This is a genomic window from Micromonospora arida, assembly GCF_003857035.1.
GTDB classification, from domain to species: domain Bacteria; phylum Actinomycetota; class Actinomycetes; order Mycobacteriales; family Micromonosporaceae; genus Micromonospora; species Micromonospora arida.
This window is the reverse complement of record NZ_QGSY01000142.1, coordinates 1-16,747: the sequence shown is the minus strand read 5'-3', so window position 1 is coordinate 16,747 and position 16,747 is coordinate 1. Positions and strand designations below refer to the sequence as shown.

Sequence of the window (16,747 nt, the reverse complement as noted above, 5' to 3'; positions counted from 1 at the left end):
CTTCCGCGGCCGCGCGGCGAGCGCCGGCCCGGCGGCCAGGCTCACCGTGCGGCCGCGGAAGTTGGTGCGTTCCAACGCGGGCCCGGCCGGCGAGGTGCGCGCCTCACGCAGCGCGTAGCGGACCGCCGCGGCGCCCGCGCCGGCGATCAACAGCCGACCCAGCGCGCTCACGCCGCCACCTCGCCGGCTCGGTCACGCGTCGCCTGGTCGGATCCGGACACGGGGGTACGTCGTTCGCTCACTGGGGCAGTCTAGGCAACAGGCCGGAGGCGGCGTTGTCGCCGACGCCGTACTGCCCGGCTTTCTTCTCGGTGAGTTGCTGCACCAGGGCGAGGGTGGTGACCACCTGGCCCTGCACGGTGTTGGCGTTGTCGACCGTGGAGATGGTCTGGGCGAGCACCGGGTCGCCGCGCACCACGCCGACCAGGTTGCCGCCGACGGAACCGTTGCCGGCCACCACGATCGCCCCGGTGCGGTCGAACTGCTCGGCGATCTTGACCACCGACTCGTCCCGCTTGTCGGAGTCCTTGTCGACGTACGGCTGACCGCTGACCACGACGACCGCCTCCGCCGAGGCGGTGACCTTGTTGCTGTCGGTGGTCAGGTAGCCGGCGTTGTTGTAGGCGGCGAGCACCGCCCGCCGGTCGGCGTCACTGACCGGCGCGACGCCCTGGGGCCGGTCCAGCAGGACGCTGGCCAGCAGCGCGCTGGAGGTCTCCACGCCGTGTCCGTTGCCCGGCAGGCCGGTGGTCTGCGCGGTCGGACGGGCGGCGGTGACGGCCAACTCCAGCAGGTTGGAGTTGTTGTCCGGGTTGATGAACTTGTCCTGCAGGTCGACCTGGCCGGTGATGGTGGCCCCGGCCTGCTGGAGCTTCTTGAGCACGTTCTCGGTGTGGTCGCGCCCGTTGGGCAGGCTGAGAACCGCGACCCGGCGCGCGGTGAGGGTGCCGGGCAGGAGGATCTGGGAGGTCTCCTCGGCGAACTCCTCTTCCAGCGCGAGTTGCTTCTCCATGTTGCTGACCGTCTGACGCCACTGCTGGTTGTCCTTGCGTAGCCCGGTGACCTGCTCCTTGAGCGAGTCGGCGACCGGGCCGTTGAGGGCGGCTGTGCCGACCACCAGGCCGATCGCCAGAGCCAGGAAGACCGCGGTGAGGGACACCACGTGGTAGCGGAAGTTGATCACGCTTGCAGCCTCTTGATCGGTCGGGAACTAGAAGAGCCGGTACAGCTGGAACACAAAATTGTCCCACCACTCGGCGACCACGCCCAGGTACGCCTTCCCGACTGTTGACACGGCCACCGCGGACGCCATCGCCGCGATCGCCGACAGCACCAGCAGCAGCAGCGACGAGCCGGAGATGCTCTGCCGGTAGAGCCGGCTCACCCCCTTGGCGTCGACCAGCTTGCCGCCGACCTTCAGCCGGGTCAGGAAGGTCGAGGCCATCCCGCCGCGGCCCTTGTCGAGGAACTCGACGAGGGTGGCATGGGTGCCGACCGCGACCAGCAGCGAGGCGCCCTTCTCGTCGGCGAGAAGCATGGCCAGGTCCTCGCTGGTCGCCGCGGCCGGGAAGGTGATCGCCGGCACACCGAGGCCGTTGACCCGGGGCAGGCCGGGCGCGCGCCCGTCCGGGTACGCGTGCACGATCACCTCCGCGCCGCAGCGCAGCACGTCGTCGGTGACCGAATCCATGTCCCCGATGATCATGTCGGGGGTGTAGCCGGCCTCGACCAGGGCGTCCGCACCGCCGTCGACGCCGATGAGCACCGGCTTGAACTCCCGGATGTACGGGCGCAGCACGTCCAGGTCGGCCTTGTAGTCGTAGCCGCGCACCACGATCAGGCAGTGCCGACCCTGCATCTGGGTCTCGATGTCCGGCACTCCGACACCGTCGAGCAGCAGGTCGCGTTCCTGGCGCAGGTAGTCCATCGTGTTGGCGGCGAACGCCTCCAACTGCACCGACAGACCCTCCCGGGCGTCGGCCATCGCTTTGCCGACCGACTCGGCGTCCTGAAGGCTGCCGTGGGCCACCGGCTCGTCACCCGCGAAGACCGTGTTGCCCTCGATGCGCACCTGGTCGCCCTCGCGGATGCGCTCGAAGACGCCCTCCCCCAGGTCGTCGAGGAGCGGAATGCCGGCGGCGATCAACACCTCCGGGCCGAGGTTCGGGTAACGGCCGGAGACCGAGGGCTTGGCGTTGAGCACCGCCGCGACCCCGACGGCGACGAGCGAGTCGGCCGCCACCCGGTCCAGGTCGACGTGGTCGATGACCGCGATGTCACCGGGGCGCAGCCGACCGACCAGGCGTTTCGTCCGGCGATCAAGGCGCGCGGTGCCGAGGACTCTGCCCGGTTCGGAGTTCCGGTTCCGGCGCAACGTGGGTAGACGCATCGTGACCATCCTGGCATGTGAGGCAGGCTTTTCTGTCGCGACATGCCTGAGCAGGGCCGCCTACCCAGGGAAGCACACACCGGCACAAGCCGGTGTGCTTGCGCTCACAATACGCGGCGTCACAACCGCCTTTCCTTGGCGGCCACTGCCAAAAGCTCCTCGGCGTGGGCGATACCCAGATCTGAATCGGGCAAACCCGCCAGCATGCGCGCCAACTCCCGAGCCCGCTCGGTGTCCTCCACCACCCGCACCCCGCTGGTCGTCACCGCACCGCCGGTGTCCTTCGCCACCACCAGGTGCCGGTCGGCGAACGCGGCCACCTGCGGCAGGTGCGTGACCACCAGCACCTGGTGACTACGGGCCAGTCGGGCCAGCCGCCGGCCGATCTCCACCGCCGCCTGCCCACCGACCCCCGCGTCGACCTCGTCGAAGACCAACGTGGGCGGGCCACCGGAGCCCGCGAACACGACCTCGATGGCGAGCATCACCCGGGACAACTCACCGCCGGAGGCGCCGCGCTGCAACGGCAGCGACGGCGCGCCCGGGTGGGCCAGCAACCGCAACTCCACCTCGTCACCGCCGTCCGGCGTGACACCCACCTCGACCCCGTTGACCGCAAGCGTCGGCTCGGCCCGCCCGGCCGGACGGGGCAGCACCGCCACCTCGATCCGCGCGTGCGGCATCGCCAGCCCGGCCAGCTCGACGGTGACCTGGTCGGCGAAGCGGACCGCCGCCTCCTGCCGGGAAGTGGACACCCGCCCGGCCAGGTCGGCCACCTCGACGGCGAGCCGCTGACCCTCCCGCTCCAACTCGTCGAGCACGTCGTCGGACATGTCCAGATCGGACAGTCGGGTGCGCGCCCGATCGGCCCAGGCGATCACCCCGTCGACGTCGTCGGCGTACTTGCGGGTCAACGCGCGCAGCGCCGCCCGCCGCTCGTAGACGTGCTGCAACCGGGCCGGGTCCGCGTCCAGCGTCGCCAGGTACGCCGACAGCTCCGCGGACACGTCGGTGACCAGGGTGGCCGCCTCCTCCAGGCGGGCCGCCAGCTCACCGAGCGCCGGATCGGTGCCGGACTGCGCCTCCAGGGTCCGCCGCGCGGTGCCGAGCAGCGCCGCCGCGTCCGGGGTCTCCTCGGCCGCCTCCGCGCCACCGGCCACGCACTGCTGGGCGATCTGCGCGGCCGTCCGCAGACCCTCGGCGTGCTCCAGCCGCTGCGCCTCGGTCTTCAGCTCGTCGTCCTCACCGGGCTGCGGATCGACCCGGGTGATCTCGTCGAGGCCCAACCGCAGCAGGTCGGCCTCCTGATTGCGCTCGCGGGCATTGCGCCGACGGTCGGCCAGGTCGTCGACGACCCGACGCCACCCCGTGTACGCCTCGCGCAGCGCGTCGAGCAGCTTCTCGTGCGCGGGGCCGGCGAACCGGTCCAGTGCGGCCCGCTGCTCGGCCGGGCGCAGCAGCCGCAGTTGGTCGGACTGGCCGTGCACGGCGACCGCCTGCTCGCCGATCTCACCGAGCATCGACACCGGCATGCTCCGACCGCCGACGTGGGCGCGCGAGCGCCCCTCCACCGTCACCGTGCGGCTCAGCAGCACCGACCCGTCCTCGTCGGGTTCGCCGCCGGCCTCGATGATCCGCGCGTGCACGGCGTCGGCGACCCGCCCGTGCAGCCGCAGCCGCCCCTCCACCACCGCACGGCCGGGTTGGGCGCGGACCCGTCCGGCGTCGGCCCGGCCGCCGAAGAGCAGGCCGAGGCCGGTGACCACCATCGTCTTGCCCGCACCGGTCTCGCCGGTGATGACGTTCATGCCGCCGGTCAACGGCAGCGTGGTGTCTTCGATGACGCCCAGTCCGGTGATGCGCAGCTCTTCCAGCACAGCCACCGACAGTAGACGCGAGGCCCGACACTTGACCAGCCGACGGGCCCGGGTGAGGCCCGCACCCGGCCGACGTACAGTTCTGCCCCGTGTTGGACGTGATCGGCCTGACCTCGGCTGAGGAGGAGCTCTACCGCTGCCTGCTCCAGCTCACCACGGCCCGCATCGACGAGTTGGCCGATCGCCTGCACCGGCCCCGTGAGCAGGTCGTCGCCCAGGTCGAGGCACTGCGCGGCAAGGGCCTCGTACAGCGCAGCGACAACGACCCGGACGCCCCGCTGCGCCCGACCGCCCCGGACGTCGCCCTCGGCGGGACGCTGCTGCGACGTCAGGAGGACCTGGAGTCGGCCCGCCGGCTGGTCACCCAACTGGCCGAGGAGTACCGCACCGGGCTGCGCCGGCACCACGTCGACCACCTGGTCGAGGTGATCACCGGCGCCCGGGTTCTGCGGGATCGCCTGCGCGACCTGCAGAACTCGGCGCGTACCGAGGTGCTCTGGTTCTGCCGGGCCAATCCCCTCGCCATGGCCGGCCCGGAGAACGTCGAGGAGTTCGACGCGCTGGCCCGTGGGGTGAGCTACCGGGCCATCTATGAGCGTGACCTGCTGCTGGAGCCGGGCGCGTTGGCCGACCTGGCCAAGGGGGTCGCCGCCGGGGAGCAGGCCCGCGTCCTGGACCGGCTGCCGGTCAGACTGGCCATCGTGGACGCCCGCACGGCCATCTGCCCGTTGGTGCCCGACCGCGACGGCGGCGAACCGAGCGCCGCCGTGATCGGCCGCAGTCAACTGCTCGACGCGCTGCTCGCCCTCTTCGAGAGCCACTGGCGGGTGGCCACCCGGCTGCGCCTCGACGACCCCCTCGCCGTCGCGGCCCCCGAGGCTCGACGCCCGGATCCCGCCGACCAACCGGGCGACGGTTACCAACCCGACGCCGACGAGGCCCGGCTGCTGTCGCTGTTCGTGGCGGGCGTACCGGACAAGTCCATCGCCTCCCAGCTCGGGGTGAGCCGGCGGACCGTGCAACGGCGGATCGCCGACCTGATGGCCGCCGCCGGCGTGGACACCCGGCCCGGGTTGGCGTTCCAGGTGGCCCGACGCGGCTGGCTCTGATGCGACAGGGTCCGCCGTCGACCGACGGCGGACCCTCGACCGGCAGGGCGGGACGGCCAGGCCGCCCCGCCCCGCCCGATCAGCGCAGCCCGTACGCCTGGAGCACCGTCTGGTCGACGGTGTTCCCGGCCCGGTCGGCGGCGTGCACCCGGAGCGACACCGTTCCGCGCCCCGCCGGCACGGTCGCGGTGTACCGGGTGCCCGACCCCGTGGTCGGCGCATTACGCCAGGTGACGCCCCCGTCGAAGGAGACCTGCACCCGGACACCGGCACCGGTCGGCGCCGGCACCCCGGCCGGCTGCCGCAGGGTCAGCCCCAACTGGTGCGGCCGGTTGCCGCGTACCGTGCCGCGCAGGTCGGCCGGCACCCGGTAGTCCACCTGCAGCAGCGACAACGGCGTGGCGGCGTCGCCCGCCGGTCGGGCCGAGGTGAACTCCCAGGCCGTGTCGGTCCGCGTGCCGTAACGCCAGTCGGCCGAGGACCGCTGGGTGGTCACGTCCAGGCGGTAGCGGGCGGCCCCGGCGGTCGTGGGCACCGACGCCCAGCCGTCGGAGAGGTCGGCGATCTGCTGCCCGTCGCGGCTGACCCGCGCCGTGACGGTGTCCGACTCCTCGCTCTCGCCGGCCACGCTGTAGTGCCCCTCGGCGTCGACGAACTCGGGCACCCGCAACTTCAGGTTGTCACCGGTGCGGGTGGGCACCGGCGCCCCGCTGGCCGGGACGGCCGGGCGGAGCACCGGCGCGTGCCAGGTCTCGGTCACCCGGTCGTCGGCGGCGTAGCGCCGGGGCTGCTGGGTCAGACCACCGGTCAGCTGCCCCCACTGCATGAACATCTGCTTGTGCAGCACCCGTTGCTGCCACCAGGAGTCCCCGGCGCTGACGAACTCCTGCCGGGTGGTGCCGTTGCGGACCATGCGCTGGTCGTCGTTCCAGGCGTACTCCTGCCACGGACGCCAGCCGAACCGCTCCTCGGTGGCCCAGCCCGCACCCATGTCGCCGTAGCTCGCGGTCACCTCGGCGGTGTTCTTGGCGGTCACCGTGTGCACCACACGCTCCGGCACCCGACCCTTCGACACCTGCCACACGTCGTACAGGTAGGGGCTGTCCACGGTCAGCGTCAGGTCCAGCGTCGCCCGACCCTTGCGCGCCGCCGCGATCAGCCGCTGCCCGTCGTCGTACGCGACCACCATCGACGGGATCGGCAGCCGCTCTCCGTTGGGCCGCCAGACCGTCCACGCGCTCTGGTCCTCGGGCCGGACGATCAGCACCGCGGCGGCGCCGGCTGCCGCGACGGCGGCCACCTGCTCCTCTTCCGAGCGGTTCGGGTCGGCGCCGAGCAGCACGGCGGCGCCCCGCACCCGGGTCAGGTCGGCGGGGGTGCCGGTGCCGGCCCAGACCAGCGGCAGCTTCCGCCGACCGGTCGGCGCCGGCGACGTGCCCAGCAGGTTGATGTCCGACGGACCGGACACCCCGCTGATCTTCGCGTCCACCATGGGCGCGACGAGCTGCCACCGCGAGGCGAACTCGAACTCGCCCTGGCGCACCTGGCGGGTCGGCGTGACGTTGACCTGCTGAACGGTGCTGTAGGCCATCACGCCGTGGTCAATCTGCCGGCCATTGCCCAGCACCCGGTGCACGTAGTAGCTGAGCGTGGCCCGCTGCTCGCTGGGCTTCGGCGTCTCGATCCGCACCGGCGTGCCCTTGCGCGCGTCGAGCACCACGGTCAGGTCCCGGTCGACGGTCACCTCTGGCTCGATGATCTGGGTCATCTGCTCGTCCAGGGGGACGCCGTGCGCCATCAGCGCGGTCAGCACGTACGTGCCCTCCTCGACCTCCAGGGTGCCCTCGCCACCCCACAGGCCCCAGAAGTCCGACTCGGGCTGCTCACCGAAGACGGTCAACCCCGGCGAGAGGCCCGGCTGGCCCTGCCGGTCCAGCAGCTTGATGGTGAGTTGGTGCACGGGACCACTGACGGTGAGCGCGACAGCGGTCCGCACCGCGACGCCGTCCGCGCCGGTGGCCACCAGCCACCCACTGTGCACACCCCGGTCCAGCTTCGCCGGGTCCGCCCGCAACGGCACGGCGACGCTGCCGCCGGCCGGCACTGTCACCTCGGTGCCGCCGACCGTGACCCCGTCGGTCTCGGCCGCACGGGTGTCCAAGTTGCGCAGTTCCAGGGCCAGTCGCAGGGACTGCGTGGTCGTCGTGCCGTTGGTGTACGTCACGGTCCGCTCGACCGCCGCACCGCCGGTGGAGATCCGGCCGAAGTCTGCGGTGGCCGAGGCGTACACCTGCTGGCCGAGCGCCCGCGCCACGTCGACCCGACCGCCACCCTGCTCGAAGACGGTCAGCGCCGGGTTCGCCTTCGTGGTGCTGACCAGCGCGTCCTTGAGCTTCGCGGCGGCCCAGTCCGGGTGTTCCTGGGCGAGGATCGCCGCCGCTCCGGCCACGTGCGGAGTGGCCATCGAGGTGCCGGACGCGGTCGTGTACGCGTCGTCCACCGGCGTACCCATGGCGGTGCCGGCGGCCCGGGCGGCGACGATGCCGACGCCCGGCGCGGTGATCTCGGGCTTGAGGCCGTTGTCGCCGAGGCGCGGGCCCCGGCTGGAGAACTCCGCCAGGTTGTCGGCACGGTCCACGGCCCCGACGGTGAGCGCCGCCGCAGCCGCGCCGGGCGCACCGACGGTACGCGCGGCGCCCGAGTTGCCGGCGGCGACCACGAACAGCGCGCCGGTCTCGGCGGTCAGGTCGTTCACCGCCTGGCTCATCGGGTCGGTGCCGTCGGTGGGGTCGCCACCGAGGCTCATGCTGACCACCTTCGCGCCGGAGTGGGCGGCCCACTCCATGCCCGCGATGATGGACGAGCTGTAGCCGGACCCACCGTCGTCGAGCACCTTGCCGACCAGCAACCGCGCACCCGGGGCGACGCCCTTGCGTAGCCCGTCGGACGCCGCACCGCTGCCGGCGATGGTGGCGGCCACGTGGGTGCCGTGGCCGTGCCCGTCGCGGGCGCTGCCGCTGCCGGAGAAGTCCTGCGCCTCGGCGATCCGACCGGCCAGGTCGGGGTGGGTGGCGTCGACGCCGGTGTCGAGCACCGCCACCTTCACGCCGGCACCGTCGCGCCCGGCCGCCCAGGCCGTCGGGGCGCCGATCTGCGGCACGGAGTGCTCCAGCGCCGGGCGGACTCGCCCGTCCAGCCAGATACGGGCGATGCCAGCACCCAGCCGGGGCGCGGCGGCAGTCGTGGTCCGGCTGGCCGGCGTACCGGCGAGCGCGGTCCACAGGTTGCCGAGGGCCCCCTTGCCGACCCGCAGCGCCGCGCCGTTGATGCTCTCCAGCGGCCGGGCGTCGGTGGCACCGGCAAGCGGCTTGACCCGCCCGGCCGCCTGCTCCTGGTAGCGCACGATCAGTGGCAACGCGCCCTGCGCCGCGTCGCCGTATCCGTCGGCGGCCAACTCCTGCACGTCGAACAGGTTGGCGTCGAGGGCCCCGCTCGAAACGTAGGGTAGGGCGTCGCTGGGCAGCACCCGCAACCGGCCGTCGACCTCCAGGGTCTGGAAGATGACGCGCTCGCGCCCGGGTCCCGGGCGGACAGTGGCGGCGACCCGGCCGGGTGCCGCCTGCACCAGGTCGACCTGGTCGCCGGTGATCAGGGTGATGCGGACGGGTGCGTGCTGGGCGGGCGTGCCCGACGTCGGGCCGGTGGGCCGGGCGGGCGGGTCGGCGGACGCCGGTGCGGCGATGCCGACCACCAACGCGCCGACCGCGCCGACGGCGAGCCAGCGTGGGGACCAGTGCATGCGATGGGCTCCTCTACTCCTCCAGGCCCGCCATCCGTGGATGAGGGCCGATCGGAGTCTGCGTCGGAGCGTGTCACCAGGTCACTAGTCGCCGGCCGCCGCAGCGGCGACATGTCGTCAGGTGGACAACTGACATCCACCGACCGTGTGCGCCACGGTCACCGGCGGCTGCCACGCCAACCGTGCACGGGAAGGCCGAACTTGGCCACCAGCCGGTCGGTGAACGGGCGGGGACGCAGCCGCACGATGCGTACCGGCAGGGCGCCCCGACGCACCGTCACCCGCGCCCCGGGTGGCAGGTCGTAGACGCGCCGGCCATCGCAGGAGAGCACGGCGAGGGTGGTGAACGGGTCGACGGTGATCACGAAGGTGGACGTCGGGGCCGTGACCAACGGGCGGCTGAACAACGCGTGCGCGCTGATCGGCACCAGCAGCAGCGCCTCCACCTCCGGCCAGACCACGGGGCCGCCACCGGAGAACGCGTACGCGGTGGAACCGGTGGGGGTGGCGCAGACGACACCGTCGCAGCCGTAGCGCGACAGCGGCCGGCCGTCCACGTCGACGAGCAGCTCCAGCATCTGGGCCCGCTCGCCCTTCTCGATGCTGATCTCGTTGAGCGCCCAGGACTCGATGGTCGGCCCACCGTCGAACTCGGCCGTGACGTCCAGGGTCAGCCGCTCGTCGACCGTGTAGTTGCGGCCGACGACGTCCCGGACGGCGGTGTCCAGATCGTCGATCTCCGCCTCCGCCAGGAAGCCCACCTTGCCGAGGTTGATGCCGAGCAGCGGCGCCTTCGCGGGCCGGGCCAGCTCGGCGGCGCGCAGGAAGGTGCCGTCCCCACCGAGCGCGAAGACGATCTCGGCGCCCTCGGCGGCCTGCGGGCCGGCGACCGGCACCACGCCGGGCAGGTCGAGGTCGTCGGCCTCGTCGGCGACCACCCGCACCTCGAAACCGGCGTCGATCAGGTCGGCGGCGACCGACCGGGCGTGCTCCGTGCTGCGCCGACGGCCGGTGTGGGTCACCAGCAGCGCGGTCCGGCTCATCGGGCCGCCCGCCCACGCCGGACCGGGCGGCGTCGCGCCACCGACGCCGTCGCCTCGGCACGGCCGCGTGTCACCGCGCGACCCGTTGCGGTGCCCTCACTGCGCGCGTTCACCCTGCGACCTCCTCCGCCGCCACGTCCGGCACCCCGCCGGCAGTCGTCGAGCCGTCCGGCCCGGCCGCCACCACGGCCCGCACCCGCTCCGGGTCGGCCGCTGGTGCGCCCCGGCGCAACCATACGAAGAACTCCACGTTGCCGCTCGGCCCGGGCAGCGGGCTGGCCGCCACGTCGGCCAGTCCGAGGCCGAGCCGCGCGGCCGCCGCGGCCACGTCCAGCACCGCTTCGGCGCGCAGCTCCGGATCGCGGACCACACCGCCGGCGCCGACCCGGTCCTTGCCGACCTCGAACTGCGGCTTGACCATCAGTGCCAGGTCACCGTCGTCGCGGGTGCAGCCGGCCAGCGCCGGCAGCACCAGTCGCAGCGAGATGAACGACAGGTCGGCCACCGTGAGGTCGACCGGGCCGCCGATCGCGTCGGCATCGAGGGTACGGACATTCGTGCGCTCCAGGACGCGGACCCGCTCGTTCGTACGCAGCGGCCAGGCGAGCTGCCCGTAGCCGACGTCCACGGCCACCACCTCGGCCGCGTCGGCGCGCAGCAGCACATCGGTGAACCCACCGGTCGACGCTCCCGCGTCCAGGCAACGCCGCCCGGCCACGTGCAGCCCACCGGGGGCGAACGCGGCCAGCGCGCCGGCGAGCTTGTGCCCGCCTCGGGAGACGTACTCCTCAGCCGGGTCCGCACCGGTCACCAGGAGCGGGTCGGCGGGGTCGACCATCGCGGCCGCCTTGCGGGCGACCACGCCCCGCAGTTGGACCCGGCCAGCCTCCACCAGCGCGGCGGCCTGCTCACGGGAGCGGGCCAGACCGCGGCGGACGAGTTCGGCGTCCAGCCGGTTACGACGTGCCATGGGTGGTTCTCCGGTCTGCTCAGGCCTGGTCGTCCCGCTCAGGTCTGGTCGATGGTGGCGAGGGTTTCCCGCAGCGTCTCGTAGGCCGCCTCGTACTGCGCGATCTGGTCGGCGGGAGCGAGCGTCGCCGCGTTGGCGATGGCCCGCACAGCGGCGTCCACCGCCGGATGCCGTGTCTCGTCGTCCCCGAGATCCGGCGGCGGCCCGGGGCGGGCACCCACCGGCGGACCGGGCCGAGCCGGGAACGCACCGCCAGCCGGCGGACCGGGCCGAGCCGGGAAGGACCCGCCAGGCGGCGGACCGGGCCGGGTCATTCGGCGTCGTCCGGCCGCTGCTTGCGAACCGCCGCTTTCTTGGCGGGCATCACGGCCGGCGTCGGGACGTCCTCGTCGGCCGTCCGGCTGATCGTCGCCGGCGCCTTCTTGGCGATGGCCTTCTTCGCGACCGCCTTCTTCGCGACGGCCTTCTTCGCCACCGGCGCGGAGACCGGGGCACCGGCCGAGGCGTCGGACGGCACGAGACCGGTGCCGGGCTGCGCGGCGACGGTCGGGTCGGGTTGTGGCGTGGGGCCGGCGGTCGGCGCGTCGGCCGGCTCGGTGGACCGCGCCTCCCGCAGCTGCCGTTCCAGGTCGTGCACCCGCCGGGTCAGCTCGGCCACCTCGTCGGCGGTGGCCAGACCGACGGCGCCGAGGGCCCGGTCGACCTCGAAGCGGACCAGCTTGGTCAGCGCCTCCCGGTTGGCGGCGCCGGTGGTGACCAGTTCCTCGCCGAGGGCCTGGAGTTGGGCGGCGGTCGCGCCGCCGGTGCCGACGAGGCGACGTGCCACGTCCTGGGCCTTCTTCCGGGGCGCCTCCGCAAGGCCCATGGCCAGCTCGAGGTAGGCGCGCCACGCGTCCTGCATGCCTGAGTCCTTCCACGGGGCGGGGTGTGCAGGTGTCACGCTACCGGGCACCCCGGACCGACCCGTGCGGTACGGTGCCGAGGACGGCGTGGCGATCACAAGGGGGAGATGTGGCCAGCGTGGACGAGTGCCGGCAGGCGTTGCAGGAGCTGGCCGCCCGGTTGGATCGCAACGCCGAGACGGTGCGCGAACGGATCGACCTGGACCGGACGCTGGCCTGCCGGATCACCGACCTGGACACCGCGTTCCACGGCCGGATCACCGGCGGCCGACTGGTCGAGCTGACCGACGGCGACGACCCCAAGGCCAAGATCGCGCTGAGCACGTCCAGCGACGACCTGCTCGCCCTGGTCCGGGGCAACCTGGACGTCACCAGTGCGGTGACCTCCCGCCGGGTGTCGATCAAGGCGAACCCGTTCGACCTGCTCAAGCTGCGCAAGCTGCTCTGAGGGCCCCGCCCGGCTCACGCCGTCGCGGTCAGACCGAAACTCTCCACCGCGTGGGCCGCGTCCGGGCCCACCGCACGGATCTTCGGCAACTCCGGCACCGACGCCGACCAGGCCACCGCGCAGAGAGCCGCCAGGGCGTCCAGCGGCCGACCGGCCCCGGCCAGCTCCAGCGTGCCGTCCCGGTCGGTCACGGACCAGCCGCCGGCGTCCGCCGGGCCCGGGACCCGCACGGCGGCAGCCGGGTCGAAGAGCCCCGCCAGGTCTTTCGCGACGTACGTGGGACGTCGCCGCGGTTCGGCGGCCAGCAGCTCCGGTACGCCGTGCACGCCGGTGAGCACGAGCAGGCTGTCCAGCCCGGCCCGGCGGGCACCCTCGATGTCGGTGTCCAGCCGGTCACCCACCACAAGGCTCCGCCCACCGCCACTGCGCCGGGCGGCGGTCTCGAACAGCGCCGGCTCCGGCTTGCCGACCACCACGTCGGGGTCCCGCTCCAGTGCCGTACGCAGCACGGCGACCAGCGAACCGTTGCCGGGCAGTGGTCCCCGCCCACTGGGCAGGGTCCGATCGGTGTTGGTGGCGATCCAGATCGCACCCGCCCGCACCGCTACCGACGCTTCAGCCAGTTCGGCCCAACCGACCTGCGGGCCGTACCCCTGCACCACCGCGGCTGGCTTCTCATCGGCCTGGGTGACCGGGTTCAGACCGACCGCGCGCAGCTCCGCGCGCAGCGCCTCCGCGCCGACCACCAGCACCGACGCGCCGGCGGGCAGCCGGTCGCGCAGCAACTCGGCCGAGGCGGCGGCAGAGGTGAGGACCTCCTCCGGCCGTGCCGGCACGCCCATCCCGGTCAGCAGGTCGGCGACCTCGCTGGACCGGCGGGACGCGTTGTTGGTGGCGTACGCCACCGCCCGTCCCTCGGCGTGCAGCCGGGCCACCGTCTCGACGGCGCCGGGGATCGGCCGGTCGATCAGGTAGATCACGCCGTCCAGGTCGAAGACGACCAGGGTGTACCCGTCGACCAGCCGCTCCCCCACGCCCGCGCTCACCGCTGCGTCGACCCCGACTCGTCGTCCCGGGCCGGCGAGGTCCCGTCGGCGTTCGCCGCGTCCCCGTCCGTCACGCCGCTGTCGCCAGTGGTGGCCGCGTCGGCGTTGCCGCTCTCGGTGGGGTGACGGTCCTCGTCCTCGTCGTCGAAGCCTTCGTCGTCAGCGGGGCGGCCGACGGCGTCGTCCTCCTCGTCGTCCTCCTCGTCGTCGTCGAAGTCCTCGTCGTCGTCGTCGTCGTCATCGTCGTCGTCGTCGTCGTCGTCGTCATCGTCGTCGTCGTCGTCATCGTCGTCGTCATCGTCGTCGTCGTCATCGTCGTCGTCGATGTCGTCGTCGTTCGCCTCGCCGGCCAGGTCGGCGTCGGGTCGGGCCGGCACAGCGCCGGGAGCACCCGGGCCCGCGGCGATCTCCTCGGCGGCCTCGTCCTCTTCGTCACCCTCGATGACCACGCCGTCGAGTTCGAGCAGCCGCTCGGCGGCGTCTGTCTCGCCCTCCGTGTCCACGTCGGCAGCGCGGGAGAACCATTCGCGGGCCTCCTCGCGCCGGCCCACAGCGAGCAGCGCGTCGGCGTACGCGTACCGCAGCCGGGCCGTCCACGGCACGGTGGCCTCGTTGGTGAGGTCCGGAACCTGGAGCATCGCGACCGCGGCGTCCTTCTGCCCGAGGTCACCCCGCGCGCCGGCGGCGACGATCAGCAGTTCGATCGCCACGGCCTGGTCCAGCTTCTCCCGGTCCGCGCCACGGAACAGGTCAATGGCCCGCTCCGGCCGGCCGAGAGCCCGCTCGCAGTCCGCGAGCACGGCCAGGTGGCTCTGCAATCCGCTCATCCGGTGGTACGTGCGCAGCTCGGCGATCGCCGACTGCCACTCCCCAGCGCGGTACGCGGCCAAGCCGACCGCCTCACGGACAGCGGAGATGCGCGACGCGAGCCGCCGGGCGGCCAGCGCGTGCGCCAACGCCTCGGCCGGGTCCTCGTCGATCAGCTGCCCAGTGGCGACCAGGTGCCGGGCCACCGTCTCGGCGACCGGCTTGTTCAGCGAGAGCAACTCAGCGCGGACGTCCTTGTCGAGGTCGGTCGCGACAATGTCGTCCGGTAGCGCCGGGGCCGAGCTACGCCCACCCTCGGACGACTCGGAGCCACCCGTGCGGTCATCGCGACGGAACTCCCCGTCGCGGCGCGGCCGCTCGTCGGACCGGAAGCCGCCGGTACGCTCTCCGCCCCGGTAACCGCCCTCGCGGTCACCGCCACGGAAACCACCCTCACGCGGGGCGCCCGAGCGCGAACCATCCCGGTCCCCGCCACGGAAGCCGCCTTCGCGACGGTCGCCGCCCCGGAAGCCACCCTCACGGGGAGCACTGGAACGCGAGCCGTCACGGTCGCCGCCCCGGAAGCCACCCTCACGCGGAGCAGCGGAACGCGAGCCGTCACGGTCGCCGCCGCGGAAGCCGCCCTCACGGCGGTCGCCGCCCCGGAAACCACCCTCGCGGTCGCCGCCCCGGAAGCCACCCTCGCGCGGGGGGCCGGAACGAGTGCGGTCGCCGCCCTGGTAACCGCCCTCACGGCGGTCGCCGCCCCGGAACCCACCGTCGCGGTCGCCACCGCGGAAGCCACCCTCGCGCGGAGCGCCCGAGCGCGAGCCGTCACGGTCGCCGCCCCGGAAGCCACCCTCACGCGGGGCACTGGAACGCGAGCCGTCACGGTCGCCGCCGCGGAAGCCGCCCTCACGGCGGTCGCCGCCACGGAAACCACCGTCGCGGTCACCGCCACGGAAGCCACCCTCACGCGGCGGGCCGGAACGAGTGCGGTCGCCGCCCTGGTAACCGCCCTCGCGACGGTCACCGCCACGGAAACCACCCTCGCGGTCACCACCACGGAAGCCACCCTCGCGCGGAGCGCCCGAGCGCGAGCCATCACGGTCGCCGCCCCGGAAACCACCCTCACGGCGGTCGCCGCCACGGAAACCACCGTCCCGGTCGCCGCCACGGAAGCCGCCCTCACGGCGGTCGCCGCCACGGAAACCACCGTCGCGGTCACCACCCCGGAAGCCACCCTCACGGGGAGCGCTCGAGCGCGAGCCGTCACGGTCGCCGCCACGGAAACCACCCTCACGCGGGGCACTGGAACGCGAGCCATCACGGTCGCCGCCACGGAAGCCACCCTCGCGGCGGTCGCCGCCACGGAAACCACCGTCGCGGTCACCACCCCGGAAGCCGCCCTCGCGCGGAGCACTGGAACGCGAGCCATCACGGTCGCCGCCCCGGAAGCCGCCCTCGCGACGGTCACCGCCACGGAAGCCGCCCTCGCGGTCACCACCGCGGAAGCCACCCTCACGCGGCGGGCCGGAACGAGTGCGGTCGCCGCCCTGGTAACCGCCCTCACGACGGTCACCGCCACGGAAACCACCCTCGCGGGGAGCACTGGAACGCGAACCGTCCCGGTCGCCACCGCGGAAACCACCCTCACGGCGGTCGCCACCACGGAAACCACCGTCGCGGTCGCCGCCACGGTAGCCACCTTCACGCGGAGCGCTGGAACGCGAACTGTCGCGGTCGCCGCCACGGTAGCCACCCTCACGGGGAGCGCCGGACCGGAAACCACCCTCACGCGGAGCACCCGAGCGTGACCCATCACGGTCGCCGCCACGGTAGCCGCCTTCACGCGGAGCGCTGGAACGTGAGCCGTCGCGGTCGCCGCCCCGGAAACCACCCTCGCGGCGGTCGCCGCCACGGTAGCCGCCCTCACGGGGGGCGCTGGAGCGCGAGCTGTCCCGGTCACCACCACGGGAGCCAGAGTCGCGGCCGCCGGCGTATCCGCCTCGGGCGCCGCCGCCGCTGTCGCGGTCTCCCCGGTACGGGGGCCGGCCTTGGTCATCGCGGCGCGGGCCGCGGTCGCTTCCGCCCGCACCGTCAGTACGGTCTTCGTAACGACGGGGACGGTCTCCGCCCTGCGGTCCTGAACTCACAGGTACATCCTTCCTGATTGCGCCACCAATGGCGCTACGCAGTCGAGGGCCGACCCGGATGGGGCGGCCCTCGACTGGAAGATTGTCCGGCGGCGTCCTACTCTCCCACACCCTCACGAGTGCAGTACCATCGGCGCTGGAGGGCTTAGCTTCCGGGTTCGGAATGTAACCGGGCGTTTCCCCTCCGCCATGACCGCCGTA

General features: G+C 73.5%; 13 protein-coding genes and 1 rRNA gene. 2 read left to right on the top strand and 12 right to left on the bottom strand.

What is annotated here, in order from left to right:
- Positions 1-238: 238 nt before the first annotated feature.
- From DLJ58_RS09270 to recN, 3 genes are all read right to left on the bottom strand, one after another.
- The gene (locus DLJ58_RS09270; RefSeq protein WP_124854822.1) at positions 239-1,183 is read right to left on the bottom strand and encodes a copper transporter; all 945 of its coding nucleotides are present in this window, start codon (positions 1,181-1,183) and stop codon (positions 239-241) included.
- Between the two features lie 27 nt (positions 1,184-1,210).
- A complete protein-coding gene (gene steA / locus DLJ58_RS09265; protein WP_091407271.1) occupies positions 1,211-2,389 on the bottom strand; it encodes a putative cytokinetic ring protein SteA in 1,179 nt (392 codons plus the stop codon).
- A 119-nt stretch (positions 2,390-2,508) separates the two neighbouring features.
- The gene (recN, locus tag DLJ58_RS09260; protein ID WP_124854824.1) at positions 2,509-4,266 is read right to left on the bottom strand and encodes a DNA repair protein RecN; all 1,758 of its coding nucleotides are present in this window, start codon (positions 4,264-4,266) and stop codon (positions 2,509-2,511) included.
- 89 nt (positions 4,267-4,355) lie between these two features.
- On the opposite strand from recN, the gene DLJ58_RS09255 reads away from it, so the two are divergent.
- Positions 4,356-5,375 (top strand): helix-turn-helix domain-containing protein, encoded by a 1,020-nt coding sequence (locus tag DLJ58_RS09255; RefSeq protein WP_124854821.1) that lies wholly within the window; start codon positions 4,356-4,358, stop codon positions 5,373-5,375.
- A 79-nt stretch (positions 5,376-5,454) separates the two neighbouring features.
- Here DLJ58_RS09255 and DLJ58_RS09250 read toward each other — a convergent pair whose 3' ends face one another.
- The 5 genes from DLJ58_RS09250 to DLJ58_RS09225 form a co-directional block, all read right to left on the bottom strand.
- Complete coding sequence (locus DLJ58_RS09250; protein ID WP_124854819.1) at positions 5,455-9,174, bottom strand: S8 family serine peptidase; 3,720 nt, start codon at positions 9,172-9,174, stop codon at positions 5,455-5,457.
- A gap of 158 nt (positions 9,175-9,332) precedes the next feature.
- Positions 9,333-10,217 carry an NAD kinase gene (locus tag DLJ58_RS09245; RefSeq protein ID WP_091407282.1) on the bottom strand — a complete coding sequence of 295 codons (885 nt, stop codon included), beginning with the start codon at positions 10,215-10,217 and terminating at the stop codon, positions 9,333-9,335.
- A gap of 109 nt (positions 10,218-10,326) precedes the next feature.
- The gene (locus DLJ58_RS09240; RefSeq protein ID WP_091407285.1) at positions 10,327-11,187 is read right to left on the bottom strand and encodes a TlyA family RNA methyltransferase; all 861 of its coding nucleotides are present in this window, start codon (positions 11,185-11,187) and stop codon (positions 10,327-10,329) included.
- Positions 11,188-11,225: 38 nt separating this feature from the next.
- Positions 11,226-11,501 (bottom strand): hypothetical protein, encoded by a 276-nt coding sequence (locus tag DLJ58_RS35020; RefSeq protein ID WP_341869899.1) that lies wholly within the window; start codon positions 11,499-11,501, stop codon positions 11,226-11,228.
- The gene (locus DLJ58_RS09225) at positions 11,498-12,088 is read right to left on the bottom strand and encodes a phasin family protein (protein ID WP_124854817.1); all 591 of its coding nucleotides are present in this window, start codon (positions 12,086-12,088) and stop codon (positions 11,498-11,500) included. Before DLJ58_RS09225 ends, DLJ58_RS35020 begins: the two co-directional genes overlap by 4 nt.
- Before the next feature lie 110 nt (positions 12,089-12,198).
- Between DLJ58_RS09225 and DLJ58_RS09220 the strand changes: the two genes are divergently transcribed.
- Positions 12,199-12,537, top strand: a complete 339-nt coding sequence (locus tag DLJ58_RS09220; protein ID WP_124854815.1) for an SCP2 sterol-binding domain-containing protein — start codon at positions 12,199-12,201, stop codon at positions 12,535-12,537.
- 14 nt (positions 12,538-12,551) lie between these two features.
- Here DLJ58_RS09220 and DLJ58_RS09215 read toward each other — a convergent pair whose 3' ends face one another.
- The 4 genes from DLJ58_RS09215 to rrf form a co-directional block, all read right to left on the bottom strand.
- Positions 12,552-13,583, bottom strand: a complete 1,032-nt coding sequence (locus DLJ58_RS09215) for an HAD-IIA family hydrolase (protein ID WP_124854813.1) — start codon at positions 13,581-13,583, stop codon at positions 12,552-12,554.
- Positions 13,580-14,596 carry a tetratricopeptide repeat protein gene (locus tag DLJ58_RS09210; protein ID WP_244218854.1) on the bottom strand — a complete coding sequence of 339 codons (1,017 nt, stop codon included), beginning with the start codon at positions 14,594-14,596 and terminating at the stop codon, positions 13,580-13,582. Before DLJ58_RS09210 ends, DLJ58_RS09215 begins: the two co-directional genes overlap by 4 nt.
- A 20-nt stretch (positions 14,597-14,616) precedes the next feature.
- A complete protein-coding gene (locus DLJ58_RS34070; RefSeq protein ID WP_167493692.1) occupies positions 14,617-16,311 on the bottom strand; it encodes a hypothetical protein in 1,695 nt (564 codons plus the stop codon).
- 319 nt (positions 16,312-16,630) lie between these two features.
- Positions 16,631-16,747: ribosomal RNA gene (gene rrf / locus DLJ58_RS09205) — 5S ribosomal RNA — on the bottom strand.